General features: G+C 60.1%; 16 protein-coding genes and 1 pseudogene. 11 read left to right on the forward strand and 6 right to left on the reverse strand.

Annotated features, from left to right (window positions below; translation table 11 throughout):
• Nucleotides 1–111 precede the first annotated feature (111 nt).
• The 3 genes from RHM69_RS14370 to secA form a co-directional block, all read right to left on the reverse strand.
• Nucleotides 112–1,056: a Nudix family hydrolase gene (locus RHM69_RS14370; protein ID WP_191948877.1), complete on the reverse strand. Its 945-nt coding sequence runs from the start codon at nucleotides 1,054–1,056 to the stop codon at nucleotides 112–114.
• A 19-nt stretch (nucleotides 1,057–1,075) separates the two neighbouring features.
• Nucleotides 1,076–2,293: a bifunctional glutamate N-acetyltransferase/amino-acid acetyltransferase ArgJ gene (gene argJ, locus RHM69_RS14375; protein ID WP_014719725.1), complete on the reverse strand. Its 1,218-nt coding sequence runs from the start codon at nucleotides 2,291–2,293 to the stop codon at nucleotides 1,076–1,078.
• A 124-nt stretch (nucleotides 2,294–2,417) separates the two neighbouring features.
• The gene (secA, locus tag RHM69_RS14380) at nucleotides 2,418–5,153 is read right to left on the reverse strand and encodes a preprotein translocase subunit SecA (protein WP_014719726.1); all 2,736 of its coding nucleotides are present in this window, start codon (nucleotides 5,151–5,153) and stop codon (nucleotides 2,418–2,420) included.
• Nucleotides 5,154–5,459: 306 nt separating this feature from the next.
• On the opposite strand from secA, the gene RHM69_RS14385 reads away from it, so the two are divergent.
• Nucleotides 5,460–5,915 (forward strand): DUF721 domain-containing protein, encoded by a 456-nt coding sequence (locus RHM69_RS14385; RefSeq protein WP_014719727.1) that lies wholly within the window; start codon nucleotides 5,460–5,462, stop codon nucleotides 5,913–5,915.
• A gap of 4 nt (nucleotides 5,916–5,919) precedes the next feature.
• Here RHM69_RS14385 and RHM69_RS14390 read toward each other — a convergent pair whose 3' ends face one another.
• Nucleotides 5,920–7,398 (reverse strand): helicase HerA-like domain-containing protein, encoded by a 1,479-nt coding sequence (locus RHM69_RS14390; protein WP_014719728.1) that lies wholly within the window; start codon nucleotides 7,396–7,398, stop codon nucleotides 5,920–5,922.
• 205 nt (nucleotides 7,399–7,603) lie between these two features.
• Here RHM69_RS14390 and RHM69_RS31090 point away from each other — a divergent pair.
• The 5 genes and pseudogenes from RHM69_RS31090 to RHM69_RS14410 all read left to right on the forward strand — a co-directional run.
• Nucleotides 7,604–8,635, forward strand: a pseudogene (locus RHM69_RS31090) (cache domain-containing protein); the annotation flags it as partial.
• A 93-nt stretch (nucleotides 8,636–8,728) separates the two neighbouring features.
• Nucleotides 8,729–9,493, forward strand: coding sequence for a methyl-accepting chemotaxis protein (locus tag RHM69_RS31095; protein ID WP_370694806.1), 765 nt, complete (start codon nucleotides 8,729–8,731; stop codon nucleotides 9,491–9,493).
• A 227-nt stretch (nucleotides 9,494–9,720) separates the two neighbouring features.
• Nucleotides 9,721–10,842, forward strand: coding sequence for a glycosyltransferase family 4 protein (locus RHM69_RS14400; RefSeq protein ID WP_038451354.1), 1,122 nt, complete (start codon nucleotides 9,721–9,723; stop codon nucleotides 10,840–10,842).
• Nucleotides 10,835–11,587 (forward strand): DUF2334 domain-containing protein, encoded by a 753-nt coding sequence (locus tag RHM69_RS14405; protein ID WP_200600730.1) that lies wholly within the window; start codon nucleotides 10,835–10,837, stop codon nucleotides 11,585–11,587. The genes RHM69_RS14400 and RHM69_RS14405 overlap by 8 nt, the downstream gene beginning before the upstream one ends.
• Nucleotides 11,575–12,684 (forward strand): lysylphosphatidylglycerol synthase transmembrane domain-containing protein, encoded by a 1,110-nt coding sequence (locus RHM69_RS14410; RefSeq protein WP_014719732.1) that lies wholly within the window; start codon nucleotides 11,575–11,577, stop codon nucleotides 12,682–12,684. Before RHM69_RS14405 ends, RHM69_RS14410 begins: the two co-directional genes overlap by 13 nt.
• A gap of 123 nt (nucleotides 12,685–12,807) precedes the next feature.
• Here RHM69_RS14410 and purU read toward each other — a convergent pair whose 3' ends face one another.
• Nucleotides 12,808–13,656 (reverse strand): formyltetrahydrofolate deformylase, encoded by an 849-nt coding sequence (gene purU, locus RHM69_RS14415; protein ID WP_019821236.1) that lies wholly within the window; start codon nucleotides 13,654–13,656, stop codon nucleotides 12,808–12,810.
• A 351-nt stretch (nucleotides 13,657–14,007) separates the two neighbouring features.
• Between purU and mvaT the strand changes: the two genes are divergently transcribed.
• Nucleotides 14,008–14,382 (forward strand): histone-like nucleoid-structuring protein MvaT, encoded by a 375-nt coding sequence (gene mvaT, locus RHM69_RS14420; RefSeq protein ID WP_019821235.1) that lies wholly within the window; start codon nucleotides 14,008–14,010, stop codon nucleotides 14,380–14,382.
• 90 nt (nucleotides 14,383–14,472) lie between these two features.
• Here the strand turns inward: mvaT and sbcB are convergent, their stop codons facing one another.
• Nucleotides 14,473–15,900, reverse strand: a complete 1,428-nt coding sequence (sbcB, locus tag RHM69_RS14425; RefSeq protein WP_019821233.1) for an exodeoxyribonuclease I — start codon at nucleotides 15,898–15,900, stop codon at nucleotides 14,473–14,475.
• Between the two features lie 167 nt (nucleotides 15,901–16,067).
• Here sbcB and RHM69_RS14430 point away from each other — a divergent pair, with 167 nt between their 5' ends.
• Genes RHM69_RS14430 through RHM69_RS14445 form a run of 4 tightly spaced genes read left to right on the forward strand, consistent with a single transcriptional unit; the run spans nucleotide 16,068 to nucleotide 20,407 of the window.
• A complete protein-coding gene (locus tag RHM69_RS14430; protein ID WP_038451358.1) occupies nucleotides 16,068–16,760 on the forward strand; it encodes an RDD family protein in 693 nt (230 codons plus the stop codon).
• Nucleotides 16,757–17,737, forward strand: a complete 981-nt coding sequence (locus RHM69_RS14435; protein WP_038451360.1) for a stage II sporulation protein M — start codon at nucleotides 16,757–16,759, stop codon at nucleotides 17,735–17,737. The genes RHM69_RS14430 and RHM69_RS14435 overlap by 4 nt, the downstream gene beginning before the upstream one ends.
• The gene (locus RHM69_RS14440; RefSeq protein WP_200600728.1) at nucleotides 17,724–19,253 is read left to right on the forward strand and encodes a DUF4129 domain-containing protein; all 1,530 of its coding nucleotides are present in this window, start codon (nucleotides 17,724–17,726) and stop codon (nucleotides 19,251–19,253) included. Before RHM69_RS14435 ends, RHM69_RS14440 begins: the two co-directional genes overlap by 14 nt.
• Nucleotides 19,250–20,407: a DUF4350 domain-containing protein gene (locus RHM69_RS14445; RefSeq protein ID WP_200600726.1), complete on the forward strand. Its 1,158-nt coding sequence runs from the start codon at nucleotides 19,250–19,252 to the stop codon at nucleotides 20,405–20,407. The genes RHM69_RS14440 and RHM69_RS14445 overlap by 4 nt, the downstream gene beginning before the upstream one ends.
• The last annotated feature ends 66 nt before the right edge of the window (nucleotides 20,408–20,473 follow it).

Here is a 20,473-nt window from a genome sequence, read left to right on the forward strand (position 1 = left end):
TGCATCAACGGACGCTCCGCGTCCCAAAGCGTGACGCAGAGCGTCGCAGGAGGCATTCCCACGCAGAGCGTGGGAACGATCAGCACGATCAGCAGAGCGTGGGAACGCTCATCACACCTGCGGCCAGAACGCCCGAATACCTGCCACACCTTGCGCACCAGCCTCCCAAGCTTGCTCCCGCTGCGCCGGCCCAACCCCGCCCAACAGAAACACCGGCTTGCTGAACCCGGCGATCAACTCAGCCGCCTGTTCCCAACCCAACGGCTGCGCATCCGGATGGGTCTGAGTCGGCTGCACCGGCGACAGCGTGACAAAATCCACGTCCATCAACTCTGCCAGCGCCAGTTCTTCCGCGTTGTGGCAAGACGCCGCCAACCAGCGGTCTTTGGGCAGCGGCCGGCCCTTGCTCGCGTATTTGCGCAACTGCGCCGAGGTCATATGCCACCCCGCAGCAGGGAAATCCCCCAGCCACTCGAACGGCCCCTTGAGCATCAGTTGCGCCTTGCCAGCACACAGGCCCACCGCATCCACCGCCAGGTCACGGTATTTGGGGTCATAGCCGTTGGGCGCACGCAGTTGAACCAGCTTGATGCCACCAGCAATAGCCTTTTGGATACCGCGCAACAGCGTCGGGGTTTCCAGCTCGCCAGGGGTGATCAGATATTCGGCGGGCAAGCGTGCCGCGGCGACAATCGGCGCATTCGCCGCCGGAAATTCATAGTTGACCAGGTCCCGCGGTGCCACCCACGCCAACGGCTGCCCTTCAGCGCCATGGGGCTCGCCGGTAAAAGCCGAGACTTCCCAGACATCCAGCAATACCTGCTTGTCCGGATAGTCATATTGCACCTTGATCAGCGGCCGCGCCGTGGTGACCTGGATGCCCAGCTCTTCCTGCAATTCACGGGACAAGGCCGTGGCAACCGACTCATCAGCCTCCACCTTGCCGCCGGGAAATTCCCAGAGGCCGCCTTGATGCTGAGTATCGGCACGGCGCGCCAGCAGGATCCTGCCATCGACACCGCGGATCACCGCTGCTGCTACATGTACTCGTTTCACCGCCAGTTTCCTCTTGGTATCAGGTACGGTATTCCGCGTTGATCTTCACGTACTCGTGGGACAGGTCGGTGGTCCAGATGGTTTCGCTGCAGTCACCACGACCCAGTTCGATACGGATGGTGATTTCTTCCTGCTGCATCACCGCCGAGCCCTGGGCTTCGGTGTAGGTTTCGGCGCGGGCGCCACGGCTGGCGATGCACACGTCACCCAGGAACACGTCGATTTTGCTCACGTCCAGGTCCGGCACGCCGGCACGGCCGACAGCCGCGAGGATACGGCCCCAGTTCGGGTCCGAAGCAAACAGCGCGGTCTTGATCAGCGGCGAGTGCGCCACGGTGTAGCCCACATCCAGGCATTCCTGATGGTTGCCGCCGCCGTTGACTTCAACCGTGACGAACTTGGTCGCGCCCTCGCCGTCACGCACGATGGCCTGGGCCACGTCCATGCACACTTCGAACACCGCCTGTTTCAACGCCGCAAACAACGGGCCTTCGGTGGAGGTGATTTCCGGCAGGTTGGCCTGGCCGGTGGCGATCAGCATGCAGCAGTCGTTGGTGGAGGTGTCACCGTCGATGGTGATGCGATTGAACGACTTGTTGGCGCCGTCCAGCATCAGGCGTTGCAGCACATCACGGGAAACTTTGGCGTCGGTGGCGATATAGCCGAGCATGGTGGCCATGTTCGGGCGGATCATGCCTGCGCCTTTGCTGATACCGGTGACGGTGATGGTCACGCCCTCATACACGAACTGGCGGCTCGCGCCTTTGGGCAAGGTGTCGGTGGTCATGATGCCAGTGGCCGCAGCCGCCCAGTTATCCACAGACAGATCATCGAGCGCGGCTTGCAGGGCGCCTTCGATTTTTTCCACCGGCAGCGGCTCACCGATCACACCGGTGGAGTACGGCAACACCTGGCTGGCATCGACGCCGGTCAACTGGGCCAGCTTGGCGCAGGTGCGCGCCGCCGCCACCAGGCCGGGCTCGCCGGTGCCCGCGTTGGCGTTGCCGGTATTGGTCAGCAGGTAGCGAATCGACCCGGCCACGCGCTGCTTGGCCAGAATCACCGGCGCGGCGCAGAAGGCGTTGAGGGTGAACACGCCCGCTACGGTCGAGCCTTCAGCACAGCGCATCACCACCACATCCTTGCGCCCCGGGCGCTTGATGCCGGCCGAAGCGATACCAAGTTCAAAACCGGCAACCGGGTGCAACGTGGGCAAAGGACCAAGACCAACAGCCATGAATGCGCTCCTTAAAAATAGGTGATGTCTGTGCCGTCGCTATCGACGGTGGGAATTAATGGCAAAACGCCGCGACGGCAAAGGCCGGTCGCGGCGCGGGGTGTTGCAGCGTCAGGCGAAAATCTTATTCGATCTGGCCGTGGCAGTGTTTGAATTTCTTGCCCGAACCGCAGTAGCACAGCTCGTTGCGGCCCAGCTTCTGGTCATTGCGAACCGGGGTCTGGGCCAGGGCCACATCGACCTCTTCACCCAATGCTTCAGGCTCATCCAGGCCCGGCGCTTCGTCGTGCTGGAACTGCATGCGCGCCGCCAGTGCTTCGGCTTCCTGACGCAGGCGTGCTTCTTCCTCGATCGGGTCTTCGCGACGCACCTGAACGTGGGACAGCACGCGGATCGAATCGCGCTTGATCGAATCCAGCAATTCGGAGAACAGCGTGAACGACTCGCGCTTGTACTCCTGCTTCGGGTTCTTCTGGGCGTAGCCACGCAGGTGGATACCGTGACGCAGGTGGTCCATGGTCGACAGGTGGTCTTTCCACAGGTCATCCAGCACGCGCAATACGATCTGTTTTTCGAAGGTGCGCAGTGCTTCGGCACTCGCTTGCTCTTCTTTCTCGTTGTACGCCGCCAGCAGCTCGGCCATCAGTTTTTCGCGCAGGGTTTCTTCGTACAGGTGATCGTCTTCGTCCAGCCATTGCTGAACCGGCAAGTCCACACCGAAGTCGCTCTTCAATGCCGCTTCCAGGCCGGCAACATCCCACTGCTCAGGCAGGGACTGTGGCGGGATGTGGGCGCTGACAGTGGCGTTGAGCACGTCCTGACGGAAATCAGCGATGGTCTCGCCAATGTTGTCGGCGGCCAGCAACGTGTTACGCATGTGATAAATCACTTTACGCTGTTCGTTGTTGACGTCGTCGAACTCAAGCAGTTGCTTACGAATGTCGAAGTTACGGCCTTCTACTTTGCGCTGGGCCTTCTCGATGGCGTTGGTCACCATGCGGTGCTCGATCGCCTCACCGGACTGCATGCCCAGGGCTTTCATGAAGTTCTTCACCCGGTCCGACGCGAAGATACGCATCAGGCTGTCTTCCAGCGACAGGTAGAAACGGCTGGAACCGGCGTCACCCTGGCGACCGGCACGGCCACGCAGCTGGTTGTCGATACGGCGCGATTCGTGACGCTCGGAGGCGATCACCTGCAAGCCACCGGATTCCAGCACAGCCTGGTGACGCTTCTGCCAGTCGGCCTTGATCTGGGCGATCTGCTCAGGCGTCGGGTTGTCGAGCGAGGCCACTTCCACTTCCCAGTTGCCGCCCAGCAGGATGTCGGTACCACGACCGGCCATGTTGGTGGCGATGGTCAATGCGCCTGGGCGACCGGCCTGGGCAATGATCTCGGCTTCTTTTTCGTGGAACTTGGCGTTCAGTACCTTGTGCTCGATGCCTTCCTTGTTGAGCAGGTTGGACACGTGCTCGGAGGTCTCGATGGTGGCGGTACCCACCAGGATCGGACGGCCCTTGGCCATGCCATCCTTGATGTCATTGATGATCGCCGCGTATTTCTCTTCGGCGGTCAGGAACACCAGGTCGTTGTAGTCTTTACGCGCCAACGGTTTGTTCGGCGGAATGACCATCACGGCCAGGTTGTAGATCTGGTGGAATTCGAACGCTTCGGTGTCGGCCGTACCGGTCATGCCGGACAGCTTGTTGTACAGACGGAAGTAGTTCTGGAAAGTGGTGGACGCCAACGTCTGGCTTTCGGCCTGGATGTTGAGGTGTTCCTTGGCTTCGATGGCCTGGTGCAGGCCTTCGGACAGACGACGACCGGGCATGGTACGACCGGTGTGCTCGTCAACCAGTACCACCTGGCCGTCCTGCACGATGTACTCGACGTTGCGGTGGAACAGCTTGTGGGCGCGCAGGCCAGCGTACACGTGGGTCAACAGGCCCAGGTTGTGCGCCGAGTACAGGCTTTCACCTTCGGCCAATTCGCCGATCTGGGTCAGCATCTCTTCGACAAACTGGTGACCGGCTTCGTTGAGTTCGACCTGGCGGGTCTTCTCGTCGATGGTGAAGTGACCTTCTTTGGTCACCACGCCTTCCACTTCCTCGATGTGCTGCTCAAGACGCGGGATCAACTTGTTGATCTCGGTGTACAGGCGCGAGCTGTCTTCGGCCTGGCCGGAGATGATCAGCGGGGTACGGGCTTCGTCGATGAGGATGGAGTCGACTTCGTCGATCACGGCAAAGTTGAGTTCACGCTGGAATTTTTCATCCATGCTGAACGCCATGTTGTCGCGCAGGTAGTCGAAACCGAATTCGTTGTTGGTACCGTAGGTGATGTCGCAGGCGTACGCGGCGCGCTTCTCTTCCGGCGGCTGGAACGGCGTTACCACGCCGACGGTCAGGCCGAGGAATTCATACAGCGGGCGCATCCAGTTGGCGTCCCGGCGAGCCAGGTAGTCGTTCACCGTCACAACGTGCACGCCCTTGCCGGACAGTGCGTTGAGGTAAACGCCCAGGGTTGCCACCAGGGTCTTGCCTTCACCGGTGCGCATTTCGGCAATCATGCCTTCATGCAAGGTCATGCCGCCGATCAACTGGACGTCGAAGTGGCGCATGCCCATGACGCGCTTACCGGCTTCACGGGCGACCGCAAAGGCTTCGGGCAGCAGCTTGTCGAGGGTTTCACCTTTGGCTATGCGGGCCTTGAACTCTTGGGTCTTGGCGCGCAATTGCTCGTCCGACAGAGCAACCATCTGCTCTTCGAAGGCATTGACCAGCTGCACCGTCTTGAGCATGCGTTTGACTTCGCGCTCATTCTTGCTTCCAAAAAGTTTCTTTAACAAAGGCGCAAACATATCGGCAGGTTCTTCCACACATAGGGATGGAGGGCGCACCGTGAGTGGCCCGAGCAGCCCTCACGGCCGCATTGCGAACGCGCATTCTACCCGGAATCGTGGGTGAGGAAAGTGGCGTTGTTCCCCGAGGCAGGCACGGCGCTGTGAGAGGGCCTGTTTAAAATAAGGGCTTTTGCGCGAACTTCAACCCATGGAGCGCAGAAGTTACTTATTGATTTCATGGGCAAAGCCCAGCCGAGGCACGGCCGCGGGGTGTACCGGCGCTTTCTGTTAAGATAACCGCTCTGTTACCTAAGGTGTCTAAACATGGCATTTCGCCCTCTTACAGCCCGCGCGCCCGGCGTGTTGCTTCGCGAAGCCAAGCCGTTGAAAGCCATCTTTGGCCATGCCAAACGCCTGGGCCATTTGCAACGCCTGCTGGAAAGCCAGCTGCAACCTGCCGCACGTGAGCACTGTCATGTGGCGTCCTGGCGAGAAGGCAATCTGCTATTAATTGTCACCGATGGTCATTGGGCCACGCGCTTGCGTTATCAGCAAAAACGCTTGCAGCGCCAGTTGATGGCGTTTGAAGAATTCGCCGGCTTGACGCGCATTCAGTTCAAGGTACAGCCACCCACCGTGCCGCAAGGCGCAGTGGGGCATACCATGGACCTGTCGGAAACGGCCGCCGAAACCCTTCAGGCCACCGCCGAAGGGATCAACGACCCGGGCTTGCGCGCCGCCCTGGAACGGCTGGCCGCCCATGCCCGGCCCAAAGCCTGAAACGTTATTTGCGTTTGCTGCCGCCCAATAACGAACCCAGCAGACCACGCACCAACTGGCGCCCCATCTGATTGGCGGCCTGCTGCATGGCTGACTTCAACGCCTTGCCCGCCGTGGTCCCCAGGAAGGCACCGGCCCTGTCGGTAAAGCTCGGCTCTTCGGCGGCCGGAGCAGCCTGCTCGGCAGGCCCAAGCTCCTTGCGGGCCATCAGCACTTCATAGGCAGACTCACGATCCACCGGCTTGTCATAGCGCCCCAACAGCGGCGAGCTGGCAACCAACGCTTTACGTTCGGCTTCGGTGAGCGGCCCGATCCGCGATTGCGGAGGAGCAACCAGTACGCGCTGGACGACTTCCGGCGTGCCCTTTTCCTGCAAGGTTCCCACCAAGGCCTCACCAGTGCCCAACTCTGTAAGCACCGACAAGGTATCGAATGTCGGGTTGGGACGAAAACCGTCCGCCACCGCTCGCAGGGACTTCTGTTCTTTGGCAGTGAACGCGCGCAAACCGTGCTGGATGCGCAGGCCCAGTTGCGCCAGCACCGTATCCGGCAAGTCGCCCGGCGATTGGGTGACGAAATACACGCCGACGCCTTTGGAACGGATCAGGCGCACTACCTGCTCCAGGCGCTCCTGCAAGGCTTTTGGCGTATCGGCGAACAACAAGTGCGCCTCGTCGAAAAACAACGCCAGCAACGGTTTGTCGGCATCGCCGCGTTCCGGCAATTGTTCGAACAACTCTGCCAGCAGCCACAACAGGAAGGTCGCGTAGACCTTCGGCGCTTCATGCACCAAGCGGCTGGCGTCCAGCAGGTGGATGCGCCCACGCCCATCACTGGCGGGCTGCAAAATATCCTCCAATTGCAGGGCCGGCTCGCCAAACAGGGCTTCGGCGCCCTGCTGCTCCAGCACTGCCAGACGCCGCAACAAGGCCTGGCTGGAACCGGTGGTCATCAAGGCGGCGTCTTCGCCCAGTAGCTCCGGGTGATAGCGCAGGTGATTGAGCAGTGCCTTGAGGTCCTTGAGGTCCAGCAGCAACAGGCCTTCGCGGTCGGCCACTTTGAACGCCGCATAGAGCGCCGATTGCTGGCTGTCGGTGAGCTCCAACAGGCTGCCGAGCAAGAGCGGGCCCATTTCACTGATGGTGGTGCGCAACGGATGACCGGATTGGCCGTGGATATCCCACAGGGTGACCGGGTACGCCTGGGCCGTGTAATTAAGGAAGGGCATACCGGCGATGCGCTCGGCCACTTTGCCCTGGGGGTTGGCGGCGGCGCCCAGGCCGCAGAGGTCGCCTTTGATGTCGGCAGCGAACACCGCCACACCCGCATCACTGAAGGCTTCCGCCAGGCGCTGCAAGGTGACGGTCTTGCCGGTGCCCGTGGCGCCAGCGATCAACCCATGACGGTTGGCCAGGCGCATGGACTGGGCGATGGGCAGGCCGTCAAGGCCAGCACCGATAAGCAGTTGTGTGGAGTCAGGCATTTCGTCACCTATGGTTAATCTTTAGTGCCGCGAGGTCGATATAGACGGATGTAAGCCCGACAAAGACTAAAAAACGGTCAGATAATTCCGATATGGACCAACGGAGCTATCACCAGAAATACCACACCTTTTTTGACGCTGCCATTTTGCGCCTCCCGCATAGGATGCGCCTCGGATATTAAGACCTTAGCGGACCCTTCAAGCCATGAACAAAAATCTGCGCTTCAGCCACAAGATCCTGCTTGCAGCCTCCCTTATCGTCATCGCCGCTTTCGCGTTGTTTACCCTCTACAACGACTACCTGCAGCGCAACGCGATTCGTGACGACCTCAATAACTACCTGCATGAGATGGGCGACGTCACCGCCAGCAACATCCAGACCTGGCTCACCGGGCGTATCGCCCTGGTGGAAAACGCCGCACAGAACATCGCCATCAACCCTGAACAAAGCGTGGTCGCCAGACTGCTGGAACAGAAAGCGCTGACCTCGTCATTCATGGCCACCTACGTCGGTGACAGCCAGGGCACCTTCACCATTCGTCCTGACACCAAGATGCCCGACGGCTTCGATCCGCGTGTTCGCCCCTGGTACAAGGGCGCCCAGGCCAGCAACGGTTCAACCCTGACCGAACCCTATATCGACGCGGCGACCGGGCAACTGATCATTTCTGTCGCCACGCCCAGCGCCAAGGGTGGCCAGAGCATCGGCGTAGTCGGCGGCGACCTGAGCCTGCAGACCCTGGTGGACAACATCGGCGCGCTGGATTTTGGCGGCATGGGTTATGCGTTCCTGGTCAGCGCCGACGGCAAAGTGCTGGTGCACCCGGATAAAGCCCTGGTGATGAAGACCCTGGCGGACGTTTATCCAAAAGACACGCCGAAGATCAGCGGCGACTTCAGCGAAGTGCAAGCCAACGGCAAGACCAATATCGTGACGTTCACACCGATCAAGGGCCTGCCCTCGGTAAACTGGTACCTGGGCGTTTCGGTGGATAAAGACAAGTCTTTCGCCATGCTCAGTGAGTTTCGCACCTCGGCGGTGATCGCAACGATCATCGCGGTGGTGATCATCATCGCCCTGCTCGGCATGCTCATCCGCGTCTTGCTGCAACCTTTGCACCTGATGACCCGAGCCATGCAGGACATTGCCGACGGTGAAGGCGACCTGACCCGCCGCCTGACCATCCAGAACAATGATGAATTCGGCACCCTGGGCAATGCCTTCAACCGCTTCGTCGAGCGCATTCATACCTCGATTCGCGAAGTGTCTTCAGCCACCGAGCACGTCAATGAAGTGGCCCTGCGGGTGGTCAGCGCCTCCAACTCGTCGATGGTCAACTCCGACGAACAGGCCAACCGCACTAACAGCGTCGCCGCCGCCATCAACCAACTGGGGGCCGCGGCCCAGGAGATCGCACGCAACGCCGCCCAAGCCTCCAGTCAGGCCAGCGATGCCAGGCACTTGGCCGAAGACGGCCAGCAGGTGGTTGAACGCAATATCAAGGCGATGACGCAGTTATCCAGCATGATCAGCACCTCAAGCACCAATATCGAAGCACTTAACAGCAAAACGGTGAATATCGGCCAGATTCTTGAGGTGATCACCAGCATTTCCCAGCAAACCAATCTGCTGGCGCTCAATGCGGCGATCGAAGCGGCGCGCGCCGGGGAAGCCGGGCGTGGCTTTGCGGTCGTGGCCGATGAAGTGCGCAACCTCGCTCATCGCACTCAGGAGTCGGCGCAACAGGTGCAGACGATGATCGAAGAGCTACAGGTGGGCGCCCGGGACTCGGTGACTACCATGAGCGAAAGCCAACGCCACAGCCTGGACAGCGTGGAAATCGCCAACCTGGCCGGCGAGCGCCTGAACAGCGTGACCCAGCGCATTGGCGAGATCGACGGTATGAACCAGTCGGTCGCCACCGCCACTGAAGAACAGACCTCGGTGGTGGAGTCGATCAATATGGACATCACCGAGATCAACACCCTCAACCAGGAAGGGGTGGAAAACCTGCAATCGACCCTGCGCGCCTGCTCGGACCTGGAACAACAGGCCTCGCGTTTGAAGCAATTGGTGGGCAGCTTCCGGATCTGAGGGGCAATACCGACCATTACAGCGAACGCAATGCGATCCAATGTGGGAGCGGGCTTGCTCGCGAAAGCAGTCTATCAGTTGAAGATGCACTGACTGATTCACCGCTTTCGCGAGCAAGCCCGCTCCCACAGGGGACCTGCGTTTAACAGACCGGCATAACACACCAATCCCAATCGAACATCTATCCTTACCTCAGGTCCATCTAGGGAGAGCAATGGATCGGAGGGATGTTCATCGTGCATATCGCTGACATAACCATGTTCTACGCCCCGGCCAGCGGTGGCGTACGCACTTACCTTGACGCCAAGCACCGGCGTCTGGCGCTCAAGCCGGGCATTCGCCACAGCCTGTTGATACCCGGTGCACACTTGAGCGAGCAGGACGGCATCTTCAAAGTACCGGCGCCCGCCCTGCCCTTCGGCAAAGGCTATCGCTTCCCCCTTCGTTTGGCGCCTTGGCGAAATGTCCTGCACGATTTACAGCCTGACCTGATCGAAGTTGGCGACCCTTACCTGACCGCCTGGGCCGCACTGGATGCCCGACGCCAATTGGATGTGCCGGTCATCGGCTTTTACCACTCCGACCTGCCACTGCTGGTGAGCAATCGCATGGGGCCTTGGTTTACCCCCAATGTTGAAGCCTATGTGCGCAAACTCTATGGGAATTTCGACCGAGTGCTCGCCCCCAGCCAGGTAATGGCCGACAAGCTCACCGGGCTTGGCGTCAGAAATGTCTTCGTGCAACCCCTGGGTGTAGACCTGCAAACCTTCACCCCTGAGGTACGTGACCCCGGCCTGCGCGCCGAACTGGGGATTGGCGAAGACACTCGACTACTGATCTTCGCCGGGCGCGGCTCCAAGGAGAAAAACCTGCCGGTGCTGCTCAACTGCATGAAACGCCTGGGGGAAAGCTACCACTTGCTGTTGGTGGGCTCCGGCATGCCGGCCAGCGTGCCAGACAATGTCACCGTGATTGACGGATTCCGGCCCGCCCAACATGTCGCTCGGCTGATGGCCAGCGCCGACGCCTTACTGCATGGTGGCGACCAGGAGACCTTCGGCCTGGTGATCCTGGAAGCCATGGCCTGCGGTATTCCAGTAGTCGCCGTGGCGGCCGGGGCCTTTACCGAGATTATCGACGAGCGTTGTGGCGTGCTGTGTGCGCCAAACAACCCCAAGGCCATGGCCGATGCGGTGCGCGAGTTGTTCAGTACCGACAGCCGACGCCTGGGTGCTCAGGCTCGGCGCCATGTCGAGCAGCATTATGCGTGGGACACAGTAGTCGACAGCCTGCTGGGGCATTACTGCGCCGTGCTGGGCAGCCATGAACCGATGCTCGCCCATGGCTGAGCGCGCGCTGATGCTGGTACTGCACGACGTGGCACCGCACACCTGGGCCGACTACCGGCCCTTCGTCGAGGCCGTCGATGCACTGGGCGACGTGCCCATCACTTGGCTGGTGGTGCCGGACTTCCATCACCATGACGACCTGGCCGCCCACCGCGATTTTCGGCGCCTGCTCGATAGCCGTGTCGCCAAGGGCGATGAACTCACCTTGCATGGTTATTACCATTGCGACGACCAACCTCGGCCGCGTACGCCAAAAGAATGGTTTATGCGACGCATCTATACCCACGAAGGCGAGTTTTACCAGCTGTCCGAAGCCGAGGCGTTGCGGCGGTTGACCGCCGGCATTGAGGTATTCCAGCGCAATGGCTGGCCGCTGCATGGCTTTGTTGCGCCAGCCTGGTTGATGAGCGATGGCACCCGGCAGGCATTGCGCCAGTTGCCGCTGAGCTACACCAGCGACCCACAACATTTTTATCGCCTACCGGACTTCACGCCTATCAACGCCCCTGGCCTGGTGTGGAGCGCCCGCAGTGCATGGCGCCGGGGATTGTCCAAAATCCTCACTGATCGCCGTGAACAGCGATGGCAGGCCGCCCCGCTAATCCGACTGGGTTTGCATCCGGTGGACATGCGCCACAGGTTTTCCCGCGATTATTGGCTAGACACCCTGCAACGCCTGCTCAACGCGGGGCGCGTCCCCCAAACCAAGGCCGCCTGGCTGGCGACGCAGTCATGGGCCGACTGATCTGGTTAGTGTTGGCGCTCTTGGTGGCGCTGGTGATTCCATTGTGGCTGGGCGGCGGCGAAAGCATTGCGCGCCTGCGCCAGTTTCCGTTGCCCCAGTTACTGGGGATGTTCGCCATGATCATCGGCTGCTGGCTGATCAACAGCCTGCGCATCCGCCTGTTGCTTGGCGAGCATCGCGGCCAGTTAGGGCCGCTCAAAAGCCTTGGCGTGGTGATATCCACTGAATTCGCCATGTGTGCAACTCCCGGCGGCAGCGGCGGGCCGTTGACCCTGATGGCCCTGCTGGCGCGCAACGGTATCCGCCCCGCCCATGGCAGCGCGGTGTTCGCCATGGACCAGTTGAGCGACCTGGTGTTTTTTCTCTGCGCACTGGTAGGGATCTTGCTGTATGCGCTGTTCCATAGCCTCAGCCCGCGTCTGGAGTGGTTGCTGGGGCTCAGCGCCGTGTCGATGGTGGGTGGGGTAATCAGTGGCTGGGCCGTGGTGCATGTTCACCGGCGGCTGATTCGCCTGGCGGGTTTGGCACTCAAGGCCATGAAGGTCGGCGCTACCAGCCGCCGACGCTGGGCACGCCGGTTGCTGCGTTTTCTTGCGGCGTTCAGCGCCACCCTGAAACTACCCCGGAGCACCTTGCTTGGGGTCTTTGCGCTGACCAGCCTGCATTGGCTGCTGCGTTACAGCGTGCTGTACCTGGCGCTGCGCGGGTTGGGGGGCGAGGTACAGTGGGCCTGGAGCTTTCTGATCCAGATGTTATCCCTGACTGCGGGGCAGTTCAGCCTGGCGCCAGGCGGGGCCGGCGCTGCGGAATTGACGTCAGCGGCACTGCTGGCGCCCATGGTGGGCACATCCACAGCGGCTGCGGCAATTCTGATCTGGCGCGCGGTGACCTACTACTTCTATTTGCTGGCCGGTGCGCCAGTGTTTCTATTGATGGTCGGCAAACCGCTGCTCAAGCGTCTTTTTCAGGGGCGGCAGGCGGCTGGTCCTGCGCCTGTGTCTGCTCCCATAAACGCGCCGCGCCTGGAAAATCAGTACCATCCTCGGCATCCAGCGCGTCCGGGTCGTAACGGCTCAAACAGCCCGCGCCCAAGGTAGCAGGTGCCCGTGAGGTGGCTTTATCGAGCGGGTCGCTCATGGGAATCTCCAGAAGCAGAAATAAAAAAGGGCCTGGAGAGTTTTACCTCCAGGCCCCGGTGTCTTTCAATCACAATCGCCGGGTCAGAAGACCACGGTCTTGTTGCCGTGCACCAACACGCGATCTTCCAAGTGATAGCGCAGGCCACGGGCCAGCACCATCTTCTCGACGTCACGGCCGAAGCGTACCATGTCTTCAATACTGTCGCTGTGGCTGACGCGCACCACGTCCTGCTCGATGATCGGGCCGGCGTCCAGCTCTTCGGTCACGTAGTGGCAGGTTGCACCAATCAGCTTCACGCCACGCAGGGAAGCCTGGTGATACGGCTTGGCACCGACAAAGGACGGCAAGAAGCTGTGGTGAATGTTGATCACCTTGCCAGCGTATTCGCGGCACAGTTCCGGTGGCAGGATTTGCATGTAGCGCGCCAGCACCACCACATCCGCGTCATGCTGCTTGACCAGTCGCGATACCTCGGCAAATGCCGGTTCCTTGTCCTGTGGGTTGACCGGCACATGGTAATAAGGGATGCCATGCCATTCGACCATGCTGCGCAGGTCGTCGTGGTTGGAGATCACGCAAGCAATCTCGCAATCGAGTTCGTCGCTGTGCCAGCGGTGCAGCAGGTCTGCCAGGCAGTGGGATTCGCGGCTGGCCATCAGCACCACGCGTTTCTTCTGCTCTGTATCGGTGATGTGCCAGGTCATCGAAAACTCTTCGGCAATCGGCGCAAACGCCTCGCGGAATGCTTCCAGGCCAAAGGGCAGCGTATCGGCACGGATTTCGTGACGCATGAAAAACCAACCACTGAGATCGTCCGAGTGATGGCTCGCCTCGGTGATCCAGCCATTATGGGAAGCCAGAAAGTTACTGACCTTGGCAACGATGCCAACCCGGTCCGGGCAAGCAATCACCAGCCGAAAAGTGCGCATTAGGGGGAAACTCCAGAACTTCACAAAGGCCGCTATTCTAGCGATTACGCAGAAAAACTGCAGTATTCCCTTGCACCTTATCTTGAGGCATGGCCGTGGTAACACCCCTTAATCGTGTAAGGTTTTACCACCGCTATATGACGGTACAACGGCATGCTGAGGTCAGTAGCAAAAAATTAACGCGATTATCTTTGCGCTTAACGCTGACTAATTAACTCATCGGCCAGGTTTTCTCACCCACATTCAATGTCATTCACCTGAATAACGTCTTAAATGTTTACTTGATGAAATTGCCTGACTATTATTAGGCCACTCACCCTGTCAATCAGCGTTCTACATAAGGTAGTCCACATGTCACTGATCAACGAATACCGCGCCACCGAAGAAGCTATCAAAGAGCTGCAAGCCCGTTTGAAGAACCTGTCCGAAGACGACAAGCTGAAAACCGAGCTGGAATTCGAAGGCAAATTGCGCACCCTGATGGGTGAATACTCCAAATCCCTGCGTGACATCATCGCGCTGCTGGATCCAGAGTCGAAAGTTAAAGCACCGCGCGGCGCTGTGAAAACTACCGGCACCAAGCGTGCTCGCAAGGTCAAGCAATACAAAAACCCACACAACGGCGAAGTGATTGAAACCAAAGGTGGCAACCACAAAACTCTGAAAGAGTGGAAAGCCAAGTGGGGCGGTGACGTAGTTGAAGGTTGGGCAACCCTGCTGGGCTAAGCCCGGTCGGACGTTCACCCGATACGTCACACATGAAAAACGCCAGCTTGCTGGCGTTTTTTATTGTCTGAATATTCTGTAGTTATGCGCTTACAGACTCAAGCGCGCCGCTAATGAATCCACATAGTCCTGCCATTGCGCCAGCACCTGGCACTGAAACGATGTAGCACTAACCGCCAACTCCTCACGCGCCTGCTTAAATGCCAACAGGGTATTCGGCGCCCCCCACTGCGCCTCCGACAAACGTTGCTGACAGAAAAGTTTCCAGCGTTGTTGCTCGTCATTGTTCAAGGTTTCAGGAAAGTTACGCGCCCGGTAGCGAAATAATAATTCCGGCAAACGATGATCATCGAACGGCCACTGCTGACGGGCTAATTGCGCGGGCTCTGCCATGCGAACTTGCTCACATAAACGGCGGTCACGATCACCAATAAAACCCTCGTAGAGCTGCTGCTCCGGGTCCGCGTTCGACGCAAAGTCTTCCTCGGCATAAATGGCCGCTAACTTGTCCCGCCAAACTTCCTGTGCGTCAGTTAGTCGCAGCGCCCGCGCGAGGCAAGCCTCCTTATCCAGTTGCAGGCGCTCAAGATCTTGCGGGCGCAGCACCTTCAACGGCGCAACCACCGGGCAGCGGTTGATATGCAGTAGCTTGAGCGGAACCGGCAGCTCACCTTCGGCCAGCTCATCGCGGCGCGTGTAAAGACGCTGGCGCAGGGTCGCCGCATCCAGGTCCAACAGCCCTTGTGGATCGAGCCCCAGGTCACAGACGATCAAGGCATTGCGATTGCGTGGGTGCCAGGCCAGGGGCAAGACCACGCCCAGGTAATGGCGTTCGGCGGAGAAACGCCCGGAGATATGCACCATCGGTTGCAGCAACCGCACCTGATCCATGACCCGTTGTTTACTGCGCAGTTGAAACAACCATTCATATAACTTCGGTTGTTTCTCCCGGACCAACCGCGCCAGGGCGATGGTTGCACGCACATCCGACAACGCGTCATGGGCCTGGCCGTGGTCTATGCCGTTGGCCTCTGTCAAGCGTTCGAGCTTGAGGGTCACGCGCCCTTCCTGCTCGGGCCAGTTGATGCCCTCCGGCCGCAGGGCGTAGGCGGTGCGCATCACATCGATCAAGTCCCAGCGACTGTTGCCGCCCTGCCACTCGCGCGCATAGGGGTCGAAAAAATTGCGGTACAGACTGTAGCGCGTCATTTCATCGTCGAATCGCAGGGTGTTGTAGCCGGCGCCGCAGGTACCTGGCGCGGCCAATTCGGCGTGCACCCGAGTCATGAAATCGGCTTCGGCAAGGCCCTTCTCAGCGAGGATACTCGGCGTAATACCCGTGATCGCACACGCTGCCGGATGAGGCAGGATATCGTCGCTGGGCTGGCAATAAAGGTTGATCGGCGCACCGACCTCATTGAGCTCAAGGTCGGTGCGGATACCGGCTACCTGGAGCGGGCGATCGTTGCGCGGGTTGATGCCGGTGGTTTCATAGTCGTACCAGAAAATCGAGGTCACGGGCTATTCCTGTGCTGAAGACCGACAAAGTCTAGGCGCTGCAAGGCGTCCGGGGCCAGCGATACCTTACTGTATAAATATCCAGAAAAACCTCGGGTGGTTGCTTCCATCCTCGACACTGCTAGCATCCGTGTCTCTCAAGTCGCCTCGCAGTGCCAAGGATCGCAATGCCATCAACCCCTCTGGATACCCACTATCAGATAGAAACGCCCGAGGGCATCGACCTGCCCCTGCGCCCTGCTGGCCTGCCCTCCCGGGCATTGGCGTTTGCATTCGACCTGGGCGTGCGCGGGATCATCATGGGTATCCTGCTGGTGCCGCTGGCGCTGCTCGGCAATGTGGGGATCGGGCTGGGTTCGCTGCTGCTGTTCCTGGTGAGCTGGTGGTACATGGTGTTGTTCGAAGTGCTCAACCAGGGCTGCTCGCCAGGCAAGCAGGTCATGGGGCTGCGCGTGGTACAAGATGACGGCACGCCCATTGGCTGGTCGGCATCGCTGATCCGCAACCTGCTGCGTTTTGTCGACATGCTGCCCTTCGGTTATTTCCTGGGCGCGATCAGTTGCCTGCAACATCCGCACTTCAAGCGGCTCGGCGACCTGGCCGCCGGTACGCTGGTGGTCTACCGGGAATTACCGCTGGTACGCCCAAGCATCCCTCAAGCGCCCGCCCTGCGCCTACCCTTCGCACTGGAGTTGAGCGAACAGAGGGCCATCCTCGGTTTCGCCGAACGCCAGGCCGAACTCTCGGCCGAACGGGTGCATGAATTGGCCGCCATCCTCGCAGAGCCCCTGCAGGTGTCTGCGCCGCGCGCCGTGGAGCAACTCAACGGGATAGCCCGTGGTTTGTTGGGGCCGACATGAAGCAGAGCCTTTTTGAAAGCCGCCACCAGCGCCAATGGCATACCTTCGCCGAGCAGTTGACACAACTGGAGCAAGGTAAAGCCAAGGCCGCCGATGTTGCCGACTTCCCGCATCAATATCGACGCCTGTGCCAACATCTGGCCCTGGCTCAGCAACGCGGCTATAGCAGTTACCTGGTCGACACGTTGCAACAACTGGCACTGCGCGGCCATCAACAACTGTATCGCCATCGCAGCCAACTGACGGCAAACATACTGGCGTTTCTTCTCGCCGACTTCCCGCGCCTGGTACGCGAACAATGGCGCTTCGTGCTGATCGCTGGCCTGCTATTCTTTGGCAGCCTGGTGGGGATAGCCCTGCTGGTGTACCTGTTCCCCGATCTTATCTACAGCATCATCAGCCCCCAGCAGGTGGCCGACATGCAGGGCATGTACAACCCCGACGCCAGCCGTCTGGGCCGTGCTGCCGAACGGGCCGCCAGCGAAGACTGGATGATGTTTGGCTATTACGTGATGCACAACATCGGCATCGCCTTCCAGACCTTTGCCGCCGGCCTGTTGTTCGGCCTGGGCAGTGTGTTCTTCCTGATTTTCAACGGCCTGGTCATAGGTGCAGTCTCCGGGCACCTTACCGACATTGGCTATGGCCAGACCTTCTGGTCGTTTGTCATTGGTCACGGCGCATTCGAGTTGAGCGCCATCACGCTGGCCGGTGCCGCAGGTTTGCAACTGGGCTGGTCACTGGTTGCCCCCGGGCGCTTGGCGCGCAGCGAGGCCCTGCGCCTGGCCGCCCGCAAAAGCGTACGGATGCTTTGCGGTGTCATGGTGTTCCTGTTGATCGCAGCCTTTATCGAAGCCTACTGGTCCTCAACCACTCGCATTGAGCCCTGGATCAAATACGCAGTAGGCGCCGCGCTCTGGCTGCTGGTGGCCGTTTACCTGTCCCTGGCCGGGCGGAGTCGCCATGCGCCTGACTGACGCCAGCGTGGTGATTCGCCCGCGTACTTCCTGGGAAGCCATGGACCTGGGCGTACTGATGGCCAGGGAACACCGTGTCCTGCTGATGGGCGGTTGGGCGCTGGTAAGCTTGCCGGTATTCAGCCTGTTGACGGTGCTGCTCTGGAATTACCCGTCTTTGGTCATGTTCCTGTTCTGGTGGCTCAAGCCGGCCTTCGACCGCTTGCCGCTGTACATTCTGTCCAAGGCCCTGTTTGGTGAGCCCCCCAGCCTCAAACAGGCCGTTCGCCAGTGGCCGCAATTGCTCAAGGGGCAACTGTTCGCAAGCCTGACGTGGCGGCGGCTGAGCATGAGCCGCAGCTTCACCCTGCCCGTCAGCCAACTGGAAGGCCTGGACGGTGACGCACGTCAACGACGCCTTGGAGTGTTGCTGCAACGTAACGCTGGCGCCGCACGCTGGCTGACGACCATCGGTGTGCACATGGAAATCGGCCTCTGGTTTGGCGGCATGACCCTGTTCTATCTCTTCATCCCGCAACAGGTTGAACTGGACTGGGACTGGCAACGGCTAATATTCGCGTCAGCCTCGGACGTGCTTTGGCTTGAGCACCTGAGCAATGCCTTCTATGCCCTGGTCCTGGTGTTCTGGGAACCCATCTACGTCGCCTGTGGCTTCAGCCTGTACCTCCACCGCCGCACAGTGCTGGAGGCCTGGGACCTGGAACTGGTATTCCGTCGGCTGCGCCAGCGCCTGAGCAATGTTGCACCGCTGCTGTTGCTGGTGGTTGGCCTGGCGTTGCTACACATCAGCCCACCGACCATGGCAGATGAAACCACAGCCCATAAGCCACTTAGCACCCAGGCCGCCAGCCAATCCATCCAGGCGTTGCTGGAAAAGCCACCTTTCAAGAACCCGGAAACCGTCACACGCTATCGGTTTGGCGAAGAAAAAGCGCCGGTTAAAAACAAGGCCACGGGCGACGGCAAATTACCTGGCTGGCTCCAGGCACTGCTCGACAACCTTAACAGCGACACCTTCAAATACGTCGCCAAAACTTTGGAAATACTGCTCTGGAGCCTTCTGATTGGCGGCCTGGCCCTGGTGTGCTGGCGTTACCGTGAATGGTTGCGCACGTTCGTCAGCCGCCTTGGGCCTACTCGCACGGCCGCTCCCTCGCCCGTTCCCGCTCAGTTGTTCGGGCTGGAACTGGGCACCGAGACATTGCCCGAAGACATCGCCAGTACCGCCGAACAACTATGGCCCACCCACCCACGGGAAGCCCTTGGCCTGCTGTATCGCGGGTTGCTCAGCCGGCTGTTGCACGAGTTCGACCTGCCACTGACAAGCGCCGATACCGAGGGGCAGGTACTGGAGCGTGTTCATCATTTGCAACAACCGCAGTTACTGGCGTTCAGCGACGAACTGACACGCCACTGGCAAAACCTGGCCTATGGTCACCGTCTGCCGCCTTCTTCAGCCCAACAAAAACTGTGCAGCGACTGGCGTGCTCTTTTCAGTGACGGAGCGGGCCAATGAATCGCGCGCTATTGTGGACAGCGCTGTTGTTGGCGTGCCTGGTGGGTGCGGGCGGCTTATATGCCTGGCACAAGGCAATTCCCTACGAGGAAGTGGTTGACCGGGGCCCGTCGCCAGAGGCTCGCGCCAATCCCTATCTGGCCGCCGAGCACTTTCTACGCCAGCACGGCTTGGTCGTGGCACACGCCAAGGGCCTTGAACGACTCGCCGAACTGCCCGCCAAAGGCCATAGCCTGTTGTTGCTGGGAGAGCGCAGCAACATGACCCCACGCCAGGTCGACCAACTGCTGGGCTGGGCAAAAGCCGGTGGCCACCTGCTCTTGGTCGCCGAGGCATTATGGGATGAAGAAGCCGGCACAAGCGGTGACCTGCTGCTTGATCGCCTCACTATCCGCCAAACCTTGAGCGACACCTTCGACGAACCCGTGCCACCGCGTAAAAAAACCAAACCGGATCTGACCAAGCTCTATGTCGACAACGAAACCGCACCGGCGTACTTTAGTTTTGACACTTACTTCAACCTCACCGACCCCAAGCACCTGGCGCAGTTTTCCGCCAACAGCGCCCAGTCCAGCCACCTGATGCAACTCGACCTGGGGCAAGGTCGCGTCACGGTGATCACCGACAGCGACCTATGGAAAACCACAGATATCGGCAACCATGATAACGCCTGGTTGCTGTGGTACCTGAACCAGGGCACTGACGTCACCCTGCTGTTCAACAGCGACACAGACGATCTGTTTACTCTGTTGCTCCGTTATTTCCCCCAGGCCCTCGTCGCCCTGGTTGCGCTGCTTGCTTTGGGGCTGTGGCAGGCAGGCATGCGCCAGGGCCCGATCCAGACACCGGCGCCCAAGGCACGTCGCCAGCTGCAGGAACACTTGCAGGCCAGCGCGGACTTCCTATTGCGCCGCAGCGGCCCGGGCACGTTGTTGCAAGCCTTGCGACACGACATCCTGCGCGCAGCCCGGCGACGCCATCCAGGGTTCGAACACCTCGATGCGTCAGAGCAACGCCAAGTGCTGGAACACCTTACGCGACAACCCCCTCACATCATCAGCCAGGCGCTTGAGCCCGTTGCGCTGAAGCGGCTTTCCAGCGCCGACTTCAGCCGTCAGGTGGCGCACCTGCAAACCCTCAGGAATGCCTTATGATCTGGCACTGGCGAATCGTTAAATATCTGCCATATTGAAATCAAACCTTTAGAGGCTCATAGGTAT

Source organism: Pseudomonas sp. CCI1.1 (assembly GCF_034348165.1).
In the GTDB taxonomy this organism is placed as follows: domain Bacteria; phylum Pseudomonadota; class Gammaproteobacteria; order Pseudomonadales; family Pseudomonadaceae; genus Aquipseudomonas; species Aquipseudomonas paracarnis.

Bases quoted from the DNA above. Each gene is read 5' to 3' on its own strand.
- mvaT (WP_019821235.1), top strand. From the start codon at position 14,008: ATGTCACTGATCAACGAATACCGCGCCACCGAAGAAGCTATCAAAGAG.
- RHM69_RS14435 (WP_038451360.1), top strand. From the start codon at position 16,757: ATGAAGCAGAGCCTTTTTGAAAGCCGCCACCAGCGCCAATGGCATACC.
- RHM69_RS14385 (WP_014719727.1), top strand. From the start codon at position 5,460: ATGGCATTTCGCCCTCTTACAGCCCGCGCGCCCGGCGTGTTGCTTCGC.
- RHM69_RS14410 (WP_014719732.1), top strand. From the start codon at position 11,575: ATGGGCCGACTGATCTGGTTAGTGTTGGCGCTCTTGGTGGCGCTGGTG.
- RHM69_RS14430 (WP_038451358.1), top strand. From the start codon at position 16,068: ATGCCATCAACCCCTCTGGATACCCACTATCAGATAGAAACGCCCGAG.
- secA (WP_014719726.1), bottom strand. From the start codon at position 5,153: ATGTTTGCGCCTTTGTTAAAGAAACTTTTTGGAAGCAAGAATGAGCGC.
- RHM69_RS14400 (WP_038451354.1), top strand. From the start codon at position 9,721: ATGTTCATCGTGCATATCGCTGACATAACCATGTTCTACGCCCCGGCC.
- RHM69_RS14440 (WP_200600728.1), top strand. From the start codon at position 17,724: ATGCGCCTGACTGACGCCAGCGTGGTGATTCGCCCGCGTACTTCCTGG.
- argJ (WP_014719725.1), bottom strand. From the start codon at position 2,293: ATGGCTGTTGGTCTTGGTCCTTTGCCCACGTTGCACCCGGTTGCCGGT.
- RHM69_RS14445 (WP_200600726.1), top strand. From the start codon at position 19,250: ATGAATCGCGCGCTATTGTGGACAGCGCTGTTGTTGGCGTGCCTGGTG.
- RHM69_RS14405 (WP_200600730.1), top strand. From the start codon at position 10,835: ATGGCTGAGCGCGCGCTGATGCTGGTACTGCACGACGTGGCACCGCAC.
- RHM69_RS31095 (WP_370694806.1), top strand. From the start codon at position 8,729: ATGGTCAACTCCGACGAACAGGCCAACCGCACTAACAGCGTCGCCGCC.
- RHM69_RS14390 (WP_014719728.1), bottom strand. From the start codon at position 7,398: ATGCCTGACTCCACACAACTGCTTATCGGTGCTGGCCTTGACGGCCTG.
- purU (WP_019821236.1), bottom strand. From the start codon at position 13,656: ATGCGCACTTTTCGGCTGGTGATTGCTTGCCCGGACCGGGTTGGCATC.